Annotated in this window: 11 protein-coding genes; 1 reads left to right on the forward strand and 10 read right to left on the reverse strand. The window is 37.7% G+C overall.

The features are described 5' to 3' along the window. Positions 1 to 8: 8 nt before the first annotated feature. The 9 genes from ACHFIZ_RS01595 to ACHFIZ_RS01635 all read right to left on the reverse strand — a co-directional run bounded on the left by ACHFIZ_RS01595 (position 9) and on the right by ACHFIZ_RS01635 (position 9,545). Positions 9 to 2,126: a cbb3-type cytochrome c oxidase subunit I gene (locus ACHFIZ_RS01595; RefSeq protein ID WP_410882179.1), complete on the reverse strand. Its 2,118-nt coding sequence runs from the start codon at positions 2,124 to 2,126 to the stop codon at positions 9 to 11. 63 nt (positions 2,127 to 2,189) lie between these two features. Further along, positions 2,190 to 2,549 carry a hypothetical protein gene (locus ACHFIZ_RS01600; RefSeq protein ID WP_410882181.1) on the reverse strand — a complete coding sequence of 120 codons (360 nt, stop codon included), beginning with the start codon at positions 2,547 to 2,549 and terminating at the stop codon, positions 2,190 to 2,192. 44 nt (positions 2,550 to 2,593) lie between these two features. Next, on the reverse strand, positions 2,594 to 3,031 hold the full coding sequence (locus ACHFIZ_RS01605) for an RrF2 family transcriptional regulator (RefSeq protein WP_410882183.1): 438 nt from the start codon (positions 3,029 to 3,031) through the stop codon (positions 2,594 to 2,596). Positions 3,032 to 3,219: 188 nt separating this feature from the next. Beyond that, positions 3,220 to 3,987 (reverse strand): ABC transporter permease subunit, encoded by a 768-nt coding sequence (locus ACHFIZ_RS01610; protein ID WP_410882185.1) that lies wholly within the window; start codon positions 3,985 to 3,987, stop codon positions 3,220 to 3,222. A gap of 10 nt (positions 3,988 to 3,997) precedes the next feature. After that, entirely contained in the window at positions 3,998 to 4,717 is a 720-nt protein-coding gene (locus tag ACHFIZ_RS01615) for an ABC transporter ATP-binding protein (protein WP_410882187.1), read from the reverse strand. Next, a complete protein-coding gene (nosD, locus tag ACHFIZ_RS01620) occupies positions 4,714 to 5,952 on the reverse strand; it encodes a nitrous oxide reductase family maturation protein NosD (protein WP_410882189.1) in 1,239 nt (412 codons plus the stop codon). The genes ACHFIZ_RS01615 and nosD overlap by 4 nt, the downstream gene beginning before the upstream one ends. Beyond that, complete coding sequence (locus ACHFIZ_RS01625; RefSeq protein WP_410882191.1) at positions 5,949 to 6,986, reverse strand: nitrous oxide reductase accessory protein NosL; 1,038 nt, start codon at positions 6,984 to 6,986, stop codon at positions 5,949 to 5,951. The genes nosD and ACHFIZ_RS01625 overlap by 4 nt, the downstream gene beginning before the upstream one ends. Positions 6,987 to 7,041: 55 nt before the next feature. Next, positions 7,042 to 9,036, reverse strand: coding sequence for a Sec-dependent nitrous-oxide reductase (nosZ, locus tag ACHFIZ_RS01630; protein WP_410882193.1), 1,995 nt, complete (start codon positions 9,034 to 9,036; stop codon positions 7,042 to 7,044). Positions 9,037 to 9,065: 29 nt separating this feature from the next. After that, positions 9,066 to 9,545 (reverse strand): c-type cytochrome, encoded by a 480-nt coding sequence (locus tag ACHFIZ_RS01635; protein ID WP_410882195.1) that lies wholly within the window; start codon positions 9,543 to 9,545, stop codon positions 9,066 to 9,068. Between the two features lie 155 nt (positions 9,546 to 9,700). Here ACHFIZ_RS01635 and ACHFIZ_RS01640 point away from each other — a divergent pair, with 155 nt between their 5' ends. Further along, on the forward strand, positions 9,701 to 10,945 hold the full coding sequence (locus tag ACHFIZ_RS01640) for a hypothetical protein (protein WP_410882197.1): 1,245 nt from the start codon (positions 9,701 to 9,703) through the stop codon (positions 10,943 to 10,945). 42 nt (positions 10,946 to 10,987) lie between these two features. On the opposite strand, the gene ric is transcribed toward ACHFIZ_RS01640, so the two are convergent. Beyond that, a complete protein-coding gene (ric, locus tag ACHFIZ_RS01645) occupies positions 10,988 to 11,938 on the reverse strand; it encodes an iron-sulfur cluster repair di-iron protein (protein ID WP_410882199.1) in 951 nt (316 codons plus the stop codon). Between the last annotated feature and the right edge of the window lie 87 nt (positions 11,939 to 12,025).

A 12,025-nucleotide genomic window follows, 5' to 3' on the forward strand; every position in this document is an offset into this window, starting at 1 on the left:
GGTTGAAATTATAAACTGGATTCATTACTCACATAAGATTGGTTTAGCTTTTCTATAGCTGCTTCCCGCAAATCTATCGTAGTACTTCCTGAAAGCATTCTATATAGATTATAAACAAAAAACAGGTGTGAAAGCCACATCAGGCTACCACCAATGGCACGCCATAACCAATATGGAGCCATAAATACTACGCTATCTATAAATGGCTTTCCATCCATCCACATCATTCCTTTAAATGTGCTACCATACATGAGTGGTACAGTGTAGAATAATAAACCGATGAGGGCTAACCAGAAATGTGAACCAACTGTGATTTGTGGAGCTTCATTTCCAGTAAGTCTTGGAACTAAAGCATAAATACCGGCCCAAAGAAAAAAGCAAATAATACCATACATGGTAATATGAGAGTGGGCTACCGTAAAATCTGTAAAGTGCCAAATCAGGTTTGTAGAACGAAATGCCTCTGCGGTGCCTTGAAGTGATCCTGTAAAATAAAAAATAATACCTATGAGAAAAAATGGAAGAGTATAACTAGATGATATTTTATACCATGCCCCCTTAAATGTCAATATAAAATTAGCTGTTCCTGCAGCAACAGGTATCACCATACCCATACTTCCTATTATGGCCGTGGTTTGAAGCCACCAGGGAATGGAACTAAAAACAAAATGGTGTGTGCCAATTACTGTGTAAAAGAGGATTTGAGTCCAAAAGGCCAGAATCCCAAGACTATAAGAATAAATTGGTTTATTAAGTTGTTGCGGAAGGAAATAATAAACAATACCAAGTGTGAATAGCATAAACCACATACCTACACCCTGGTGCATATAATAGCCTTGAATAATGGTTTCCCCAAGTCCATCCTGCCACACTGGAATATAGGCAACAACAGAAATTACAATAGCAAAAATTACTGAAGCAACAATGTACCAATTGGAAATATAAATCTCTTTTGTAGTTCTTTGTGCAATGGTCTGGAGAAAATTAATCAGCGTGAGCAATAGACCAACTCCAAAAAGAAGCATTATTGGCCAGATGTATTCACGGTATTCTCCACCACCATTATTAATTCCAGCCATCAAAGATATTGTCCCTAATATGACGGTCGCATTAATTAGGTAAAGCGTGTACCAACCAATTTTTATACTTTTCAGTGGAGCATTACTTACACGAGGAACCACATAATAACCTAACCCCAACATACCCAAGGATGCCCATCCCCAAAATACAGCATTGGTATGTACAGGCCTCAAGCGTCCGAAACTAAGCCAACTCAAATGGTCTACATCCGGGGCAACAAATTTTATCCCGAGGTACTCACCAACTGTGGTTCCAAAAACCAACCAGAAAGTAGCAGTAGCTATGAACCACAAAATAAGCTTGGCTAACTTTGGATCAATGGGTGGCCTTTTAACCGCTCTTTTTTTTATCGCCACTACAGGCAACCCAGCTTCAATATCTACTTGCTGTAACAAACCCTTACCATCCTGAGCTTTCAAAGCACCTGATAATTCAACGTGAGTTAAAGTATAATTAAGTGCTTTTTTTCGATCGTTTAATGCCTTTTTTAAATCGTCATGATTTCCACTATCAATTAACTCGATAAACTCATTAGCTTCACTTGACGTTTGTCCACTTTGATATTTACGAAAAAGATTATTCACTTTAGTAATCATAAGCCAAATCCCAACGAACAATGGAATTAAGATCAGAACCAACGTAATTATAACCCCACCCTCAGTCCAAATACTCTGACTATTATTAGTACCCTGCGAAAATCCATCATTGCTACTTAACGTCAAGAAAATAAATCCGCTCAAGCCTAAAAGGTGCGATCTATTCATTTCGCTAGTGCCTTCTTTCTTTTTTGTAACATAACGCAAAAGATCATCAATCTGTCTACTGCTCAGCGCACTGATATATTCGCTCAAAAGAACGTCCTTATCCTTCAACCCTGACTTTCGAGAAAGCTCCTGCATGTGTCTAATCCTCTTGTAAAGAAAAATGGCCGAAAAGAAGACAATTAGCATAACGAAAAATGATGTGCAAAGTAATATCGATTTCAATTCCAATGGTGCTGAGGCTTCAATTAAGCCAGGTGCAATTAATAAATAATCCTTAACCATATATTATTTTTTTTCTTTTATTAAAATAAAAATTCTGTCTGATCTCGTCGCCTTCATTCTTAATTAATTCAATTGCAACAAACCAGGACCAAATTCTTCGAAGTGAATAAACCTTTTCTCAATTCCCTTTGCTAATAAGTCTTGGAATTGCTTTTGAATGAAAGCTGATGGCCCACAAACATAATATCGTGTCCCAGGAAACTGCGGTAAACTAGCAATTTTATTGATATCCAGAAATCCTTCTAATATACCTTCTTGTCTTTCAGACGTAGTTGGCAGATTATAAAACACATATTGGTTTATATTTTTTAACTCTGGATTATGCTCAAACATGTCCTGATAGAAATGTTTAGTCAATAAAACTCCATGTTCCTTTAAAAACGGAACGGTTGAGGTAATCCACTGTTTTTGTTCATCTGTCATGATAACATATTAACACCTTCTTATCTTTTTAGTTGTAGATTTTTTTACTTTTTTAGGCTGGTAATTCCCAGGTTTAAGTCTTCATTGAATGCTTCGATAGTTGTGCGCTGCAACATCTCATAAATACGAGCTCTAATTCCTTTAAACTCATTGTGTAAAGGACATGGATTAATTTCTGAACAATAGTCAAGTCCCAGTCCGCAGCCAGTGAAAAGACTATTTCCGTCCACCGCTTCCACTACCTCAGATAATCTTCTTTTTAAAGTTGCATCATCTATATAGAAGCCACCATTCGGGCCCTTTATGGATCTAATAATATTTTTTCGACTAAGATCCTGAAGTATTTTGGCAAGGAAATGTTCAGGTGAACTAATTCCTGATGCAATCTCTTTAATTCCCACTCTCCCCCCTTTCGCAGTACGGTGCGCAATGAAGAACACTGCGCGAATTGCATACTCACATGTTTTAGAAAATATCCCCATATCGTTAGCAAAGTTAAAAATTAATTTAAATTAAAAGACAAAAACATCTTTTAATTAAGAAGGCTACTTTGCGATTTAAGGACGATCAACAAGTTTTCACAAAGCCATTGGCATTAAAACGAATAAGATCCTAGCTATTTTAATAAGTAATCAGTATTAAAACTATACTATAAGTTAACTCGAATACATTACAAATCTTGTTTATTAAACCTTCTTAATGAAAACAGCAACGAAATTACAGCCCACAGCAGTAGCCCCACGAAGGAAAACGTTATCCCAAAACCATTTCCAAAAAATTCCCTAAAGATAGCCCCCGTATAACCCATAAGGGCAGAAATATCCATTTGAAGTAAAATCTGTATTCTACTTAGGTCTATTGGGTTAAGAAAACTAAGAAACACCATTACTCGTTCCAGCGGATAATCCTGGAACTGAAAGAGAAAAAACAACACCAATGCATCAAAAATCAGAGAGAAGAAAAGCCATAGGAAAATGGAAAGCCCAATTCCTTTTGCTTTATCTCTCGTCATCCCCGCGGCAAGCATGGCTATGCTGACGAATACAATGGTCAGACACAAGCCTGTCGCAATCATCATTATTCCAGTTGAATCGGCATGGTATATTAAGATAGGAATACCAGCCCCGACAAAGAATGCCAGGCATAGGGAAGAAGTAAGACCACCGAATAAGCTGATCCATATGGATTTCCTTTTTAAGGGCTGGCTGACCAAAAGTTCTATAAACTCAGCGCTATTGTATATGTAAATAGTCGAGAAGATGATGCAAATCAATGGTATCAGGATCAGGATAATGTTCAATAAACTCAACAACCCTTTCGCTGCACTACTCTCCAGATTAAAAACACTCAGGGAAATCAATAGTAATAAGAAGGTGTAAATGAGTACGATCTTATTCCGTACAATATCTACAATAACATATTTTAATATTTTATTCATCGGTATGTCGTTATTGGGAAAGGATAATTTTTGCTACGGCTTTCGAGAGCTTTAACTCCCCGGTTTCGGTTTTTAAGTCTATCAGCTTTTTGTGAAAAGCGAGTTTACCTTCCTGGATATAGAAAACCTCAGTTACCAGATCATCAAGTTCACTCAGTACATGTGAAGTAATCAGGATCAGCTTACCATTCCTTTTCTCTTTAATTATTTTGTCTTTCAAGCTTTCCGAGGAAACTGGGTCCAGACCGGCTGTCGGCTCATCCAAAATGAGTACGTCAGGATTGAAAAGGAAAGCCAATGCTGCACTAACCTTCTGACGGGTGCCTCCAGACAAAGTATGCATTCTTTTATTCATCAGCTTATTGAGTCCAAACTGCTCGATGAGCTCTTCATCTAAAATATCCATATTATCCTTTCTCATATCCTTCATCATATCCTTCATCATATCAAAAACATTTGAGATCGTCATATTTTCGGGATACCTACCTATTTGTGGCATGTACCCTATTTGATTTCTGTATAGCCACTTGCCCGATATCGATTGATTATTAAATTCTATTCTACCACTATCAGGCAATACCATTCCCAGAATAGATTTTATCAATGTCGTCTTTCCACAACCGTTTGGACCTAGCAGGGCAACGCATTCTCCTTTCGGAAAAGACAGACTTATGTTATTCAGCGCTATTAACTTAGAGAATCTTTTAGTCAGGTTTGTAACTGTAATCATAAGGGGAGTTTTTTCATTACCGGTTTGTTATCTTTCAGGTTTTCGGGTGTTACACCAGGCAATATTTTCTCAGTTTTATCCAGTAGGGTGACAATGAGGCTTCTGAAAAGCATCAAAGCTGCAGGGTTACTATCTATAATCATGGAATACATACTCACCGGATGATATGAGATATCTCCGATGTTGTCCCGTTGTAGGTCATATCCTTCATACTTATCCCAATAGTTGCCGTTAAATGTATTGAGTACCAAGGAGCCATTCGTGCCAATATCAAAGGTGTTACCTGTAAAGTTATTTTTCGTGAAATCATTGTTATCACAGCTGGCTTGGATTTTAACTGCCCAACCATTGTTATTGAAAGTATTCCTTGACAACTTTATCCGACTGCATCCCTCCATGTGGAGACCCACCGTATTCTCAGTAAAAAAATTACCTGAAATGTCGCTATCTGTAATATCTTTTAATAAAATCCCATAGGCAGCATCGCCCCAATTGTTTAAAAAATGATTCTTGTACATATGAATCTTCTTACTATACATTACTGCCACCCCTGATCCATTTCGTTCAAAAACATTGGCGATGTAAGTATTTTGATTAGAAAACATAAAGTGGATGCCATAACGTACATTCAAGGTGCTAATGTTTTTCTCGATCAGCGAATTTTTGACAAATTCGAAATATAATCCATCCCGATGACCTTTGATCTTATTATCAATGATTGTAAGACTATCAGAATGCCAGCAATGAATACCGTTTCCGCTCTGTACCTCGTCTTTTCCATAGGCGGTAATCGAGTTTCCTTTAATGGTACACTTTTTACTATTTTGAACATACACCCCAAAATTAGTATCGTCAAGTATGTTGCTTATAACGGATATTCCATCACTGTCATAAACCATGATAGCGCCAAGATCTCTAATTTCCGAACGACCTGTATGTTGCAACTTTAATCCCTTAACCACAGCGTTCTTCGCCTTAATAGATATAATTGCATACTTATTTTCGCCATCCAATACGGGGTAACCACGTCCTAATAAAGTGATTGATTTTTGTATAATGATATTTCCTTCCTTGTATAATCCCGGAAAAACCATTATCGTATCACCATTCCTAGAAAAGTCAATAGCCTTTTGTATCGAAGTAAATTGCTTTGACTTACCTACGGGAATTACTTTGCCACTTACGTGGAAAACAACCGACAATACACCAAGCAAGGAAAAAAACAGAATCCTCATTTGTCTAAAACTAAAGTATTTAATTGTCGCATTTCACCATCAAACACTTTTGAATGAGCTTTCAATGCCCGCTCACTGTTAAATGCGGATACATTGCTACCCATTGGAGATCTGAGTAAATTATTCTTGAAAAAAAAAGCTTTTTTCAGTTCTATAAAACCATTTGGCTCTTCAAAATCAACAACATAAGTAGCTTGGATAGCTTTCTTTTTTACTGCCCCAGTTTTTTTGAATTCATTGAGACAATGTAAATCGTCAAACTTATATATCTTCCCTTTTTTTGTGATAATCTCCGCACCAAAGCGCTTGTCGGCCACACCCATTTTGCAAAAACTACAAGCGTCCTTGCCAACCCTTATGGGTTGAGGCGCAATAGTACAGGACGCAAGGGAAAAAGTGACTAACAGCGCGCTCGTAGCTAAGATATTTCGCCCATTCACAGATTTTTCTCTTTTCTTATTAACCTTATATTGAAAAATAACGGCAGCTAATAGCAATGCTCCAACAGTAATAAATATCCATCCTCCAATATCAGGAACAGAATACGCTCCAAAATTTAAAAGCTGTTTGTAGCCAATAAGTGGCGGTTGATAACTCATGCCCGGAACATTGATGGCGGCATTTGGATCTAACTCATGTCCATATTTGTATTCCCACTGCCAAAAATCAGCCATGGCAATAATACCAAAAATTACAAAAAGTAAGAAAAGCGACAATAGCCATTTATATGTCTTTAAAAATAATGCAACAGCAAAACTTGCAACAGCAAAAAACACGATAATGTAGGGCAAAACGGTAAACTCTAAAAAATCTTCTGTATGTAGGGTTTTCATTCCAATATAATGGTTTAATCCATTGATAATATCAACATTCCCAGCCAGCTTATGAGGATACATTTTGAGCACCAAGCCTTCCGGATACTGTGGTGCGGAAAGTTCAATCTGCCACAAGGGCACTAATAGAACGACCAATAGGGCAAGTCCGCAAATACCGACCATGACCTTTGTCAAACTTGTTAACTTTTGGGCTTTCATAATTTTAGAGATAAAAAAAATTAGACAAACCCTGTATCGGATCTGCCTAATTAATCTATTTGGTTAATATATCGTCTGTCGCTTCTGAGTTTTTACCCAAACTAAAGGAAATTGGAACTTTAGAACCTCTTACAGACACCCGTACATATCCCTGCATTTCCTGATGTAGGGCACTGCAGAAATCTGTGCAGTATATAGGATAAATTCCCGCTTTAGCTGGAACCCATTTAAGTGTACTTGTCTCACCAGGCATAACCAGCAGTTCAGCGTTTTTATTCCCTTTCACACCAAATCCGTGAGGTACGTCCCAGTCCTGTTCAAGATTGGTAAGATGAAAATAAACTTCATCTCCAACGCGTACTCCTTCGATGTTATCCGGAGAAAAATGGGAGCGCATAGCAGTCATATAGACATGCACTTTATTTCCTTCTCTAACTACATTCACTTTCTTCTCACCCATAGTAACATATGGATGTTTGTTTTCTTCCAATTTAAAGATCTTCTGTGAATTTTTAGAAATCAATTCTGCAGGCACCATCTGTGCGTAATGCGGTTCTCCAATTGTTGGGTAATCTAGCAATAACTTCATTTTATCACCACTGATATCAAACAGCTGAGCGCTTTGAGACAACTCTGGTCCGGTTGGCAAAAATCTATCCTTAGTAATTTTATTATAGGCTATCAAATATTTACCATATGGTTTTCTTGTATCTCCACCAGGAATACTTAAATGCCCTGGAGAATAATAAGTAGGGTGTCTATCTAATATTTTAAGATCTTTCAGGCTCCATTTTACAATCTCTGAAGAGATAAAAAATGTAGTATAAGCATTACCCTTACCATCGAACTCTGTATGCAGCGGTCCTAAACCTGGTTTTTTTACTTCTCCGTATAATGCTGCTTCATATTTTATTACCGGTATTCCACCATAGCTTCCATCAAAAATTTTGTTCGCAATGGCTTTTTGAATCTTGCTGAAAGAAAAAACGGGGATTAAAGCCGCCAATTTACCACTACCTACAATATACTCTCCACTTGGATCTACATCGGTACCGTGAGGTGATTTAGGACAAGGTATCATATACACAAGATCTGGGAAATCCTTCACATCGATCATGGTAACTTCGTTCTCCATAGTAGAAGTAGCAGTATGAGTAGATTCGTTGTATTTATTGTGTGCGTAGTTCGCTTTAATCTTTTTTCCCTTGCCCTGTTTAACATACTCTTCTGCCTTTTTCCAGTTTACAGCAAGGATATAATCCTTATCTCTTTTGGACGCATTAACCTCTAACAAGGTATGCGCTTGCTCAGAATTATAACAGCTAAAGAAAAACCAGCCACTACTTGGGCCTTTTCCGCTATGACTCAAATCGAAGTTCATACCTGGCAATAGCAATTGAAAGGCCACTTTCATCTCCCCCTCTTTCGGTGCAACACTAATAAAGGTGATGGTCCCTTTAAAACTCTTCTTATAAGAAGAGATCGGAACATCTCCATTTTCATAATCCATTGGCACGCTAAAACGTGTCCCGGCTACTACATACTCCGTATTTTCCGTGATAAATGGGGAGGAATGGTTACCTGCACTGTTTGGAATTTCTATGATCTCTGCTGTTCTGAATGTTTTCAAATCAATCCGTGCAACGCGAGGGGTATTATTTTCATTTGCAAATAACCAGCGACCGTCGATTTCCCCGTTCGTTTGTGAAAGGTCAAGGTGATGCTGATCTCCCCATGGGATCTCTCCGTGAGAAGTATTTAACATAGGTTTTGTTTCTTCACTAAAACCCCAGCCTTTTTCAGGATCTACTGAAAATACCGGTATAACCCTTAAAAGACGTCCAGATGGTACTCCGTAAACACTTACTTGACCACTAAAACCCCCGGAAACAAAATTGTACAATTCGTCATATTTTCCAGGTGGTACATAAACACGTCCTGCAACATCGCTGCCAGTAGCATCCCCTGCGTTTTTAGGTTTACAGGCTGATAAATTCAGCATAACCAACATTGCTGAACAGCCACATATCGAAAACAAAATCTTATTCATAAAAATATAATTAATATCTATTTATCAAATTATTTAACGCCATCATTTTTTCGCAAGAATTCCAGAATATCCCTGGCATCCCCATCGCTTAAGCTTTGATTAGGCATACGAACCATACAAATCTCAAGCATAGCCTGAACTTTAGGATCTTTGTCAATCATTGCATCTGTATTGGTCATGAAATTCATAATCCATTCGGCTTTATGGCGACCAGTTACTCCAGACCAGCCCGGACCAACTAACTTTTCATCGGTTAGTTTGTGACAAGAGGTACATTTTAAATCAGCGATTTTCTCACCCCTGGCAGCCATTGCTGCATCCAGTTTCTCATCCAACTTCACGTCGCTGAACTTACCCTCACCACGATTCGGGTCATAGTCACTAGTTTTTTTATCTCCCTCAGACGTAGCCGCGGGATCACTCGTGTTTGTAGCCGGGTTATCATTGCTGTTTCCACCACAAGCAATAATAAACAGGGCCAATAAGCAGATTGTACAAATCTTTTTCATAAGATATTGGTTTAATTTATGATACAATTTTACGTTGATTAGAACGGACAAAGAATGACTTGAAGGGCCTTAAAAAATGATGTTCGTCACACTTTTTCTGAACATTTTTATTGTACTTACATCTTTTAAATGATAAAAATCATAGCAAAATTAATATGGAAACACAACAATTCGAAACCCTAAAATGGGTAAAGATTGCATTGATCAACTTTGTAGTCTTAGCCTTAGTGGGTGTGATATTACGGTATAAAATAAACTTCCCTTTACCATTAATCGATCAGAAATTCCTCTTACACGGCCACTCTCATTTTGCATTTGTAGGATGGGTAACAATCGCGCTTATGAGCCTAATGGTAGACTATCTTTCGAGGCAAAATATCAGCGTCAACTTTAAGCGGTATCGGGTAACATTGATTGCCAATATGGTTACCGCGTATGCGATGTTATTTACTTTTATGGTACAGGGGTATGCGTTTCTATCTATAACATTTTCGACACTTTCAATCTTTGTTTCTTACTTCTTTATCTACCAGTATTGGCAGGACCTCAAAAAAGTAAATGATAGATCTTATGCCAGAGTCTGGTTTAAAACCGCACTTATATTGTGGGCTGTTTCCTCGATCGGCGCATTTACACTGGCTTATTTAATGGCAACGCATATCAAAGTTCAGGATTATTTTTTTGCTGCCATTTACTTTTTTTTGCATTTCCAGTACAACGGATGGTTTGTCTTTACCTGTCTAGGCCTACTGTGTTCCGTAAAAACAAACTACAGTCCGACACTCCAAAAAATAAACAAAAAGCTTTTTTTAATCTTGATCATCACTGTTATCCCAACCTACTTATTATCAATACTTTGGCTACGAGTACCAACTTATTTATATTGGATCGGCACCATTTCCGGAGTGCTTCAACTAGCTGCAATTCTTTATCTGATTAGTATTTTTAAGTTTATGAAAAACAGTGGCCTTTACACTTTTTCTAAAACAACTCAATATTTATGGCTGCTAGCACTCAGTTGTTTTGTGCTTAAAATTATTCTGCAGGGGCTTTCAACAATACCATATTTAAGTAGTCTCGCATTTGGGTTCAGACCAATTGTAATTGCTTATTTACACCTTTGCTTTTTAGGCGTCATCTCATTTTTTATAGTCGGCTTCTTCAATCAGATAATGCCCGATCAGCAGAAATTAAATCTCACAGGGGCAAAGCTTTTTATATCCGGCGTCCTATTGCAGGAACTCATTTTAATGATTCAGGGACTAGAAATGACAGGAGTGAATCTACTTTCGCATAGCAACATCATTCTCTTTTTAATAGCCATAATGATCTGTGTAGGGCTCGGACAAATTGCCTTCAATATAAGAACCGAAAAACCGGTTAAAAAAAACCTACTGTAGATACTTCCATAGTAGGCTTTTTAAATTTATTGTGCTGAATACTTAGTTTAGCTTTGCTTGTAGATCGATGGCCTTTGGAAACAACACATTGTTTTCAAGATGTACATGTCTATGTAGATCATTTTCGTACTCATCAAGCTTTTTATAAAGGATCATGTAAGAATTACAAGCATCCGCAGGTAAGGCAAAATTCTGCGTAATGTCTCTTATCATTTGCAGTGCTTCTCCAACTTGCTCATGTTCCGCCTCCATCATCTGAATGGGATTAGTAACGTTTCCGAGCAAACTCTCAGGCAATACCGATCCATCAGCTTCAACACGTATCAGTTCTTTAATAAATGGAAAAAGAATCTTCTCTTCCTTCTCTAAATGAAGTAGCAGATCGTCAGCAACTTCTGAAAAGATGGAAGCTATTTCAATCGCCTCCGGATGTTGCGCACCATGAACTTTAGCTACTTTGTTTGCCAACTCTTTGATAAAAACCGTATTGTCTTTAACATAACGGTGATGGGTATTTATGATGTAGTCGACAAGAAAGTTTGTATCCCATTTCAAGTAATCATTTTCACTAGAATAGACCTCATCCGACAATACTGAGAGATCCTTCTCAAGCTTTGTGACATCAATCCCCTTTGTCTTACAAACCTCAGCAATGGTCTTTTTACCACCGCAACAGAAATCAATACCATAGCGCTTAAACACCTGTGCCTTTCTATAATCCTTGTTAACAATCTCTCCGATGGTTTCTGTTTGAGTATCCCCGATCGTTTTTGAAATTTTAACTTTCCATAACTCTGGTCCATTTTCATAATATTCCCAGGAGAACACCTGTCCTCGCTCAGCTAACAACTGATAGTACAACGGTTTTGGATCGTGATCATTGTCAATGATGAAAGCCGCACCGGGCGCCAGGCTATCAAATAATTCAAAAATCCTGGGGTGTTTTAAACGCGGTTCTAGAGCGGTTACATTTAGAATATTAATGGTTTCCATAATACATATATTAAGATAAAATAATCAGTGGCAAATCTACCAGCTCTGAAAAATATCGTTTATGATTTCAATCATATCATTCATATT

The organism is Pedobacter sp. JCM 36344 (assembly GCF_046546555.1).
Classification (GTDB): Bacteria; Bacteroidota; Bacteroidia; order Sphingobacteriales; family Sphingobacteriaceae; genus Pedobacter.

What these genes read in the sequence shown, in the direction of transcription:
- ACHFIZ_RS01595 (WP_410882179.1), bottom strand. Translation starts at nt 2,126, where the DNA reads ATGGTTAAGGATTATTTATTAATTGCACCTGGCTTAATTGAAGCCTCA.
- ACHFIZ_RS01600 (WP_410882181.1), bottom strand. Translation starts at nt 2,549, where the DNA reads ATGACAGATGAACAAAAACAGTGGATTACCTCAACCGTTCCGTTTTTA.
- ACHFIZ_RS01605 (WP_410882183.1), bottom strand. Translation starts at nt 3,031, where the DNA reads ATGGGGATATTTTCTAAAACATGTGAGTATGCAATTCGCGCAGTGTTC.
- ACHFIZ_RS01610 (WP_410882185.1), bottom strand. Translation starts at nt 3,987, where the DNA reads ATGAATAAAATATTAAAATATGTTATTGTAGATATTGTACGGAATAAG.
- ACHFIZ_RS01615 (WP_410882187.1), bottom strand. Translation starts at nt 4,717, where the DNA reads ATGATTACAGTTACAAACCTGACTAAAAGATTCTCTAAGTTAATAGCG.
- nosD (WP_410882189.1), bottom strand. Translation starts at nt 5,952, where the DNA reads ATGAGGATTCTGTTTTTTTCCTTGCTTGGTGTATTGTCGGTTGTTTTC.
- ACHFIZ_RS01625 (WP_410882191.1), bottom strand. Translation starts at nt 6,986, where the DNA reads ATGAAAGCCCAAAAGTTAACAAGTTTGACAAAGGTCATGGTCGGTATT.
- nosZ (WP_410882193.1), bottom strand. Translation starts at nt 9,036, where the DNA reads ATGAATAAGATTTTGTTTTCGATATGTGGCTGTTCAGCAATGTTGGTT.
- ACHFIZ_RS01635 (WP_410882195.1), bottom strand. Translation starts at nt 9,545, where the DNA reads ATGAAAAAGATTTGTACAATCTGCTTATTGGCCCTGTTTATTATTGCT.
- ACHFIZ_RS01640 (WP_410882197.1), top strand. Translation starts at nt 9,701, where the DNA reads ATGGAAACACAACAATTCGAAACCCTAAAATGGGTAAAGATTGCATTG.
- ric (WP_410882199.1), bottom strand. Translation starts at nt 11,938, where the DNA reads ATGGAAACCATTAATATTCTAAATGTAACCGCTCTAGAACCGCGTTTA.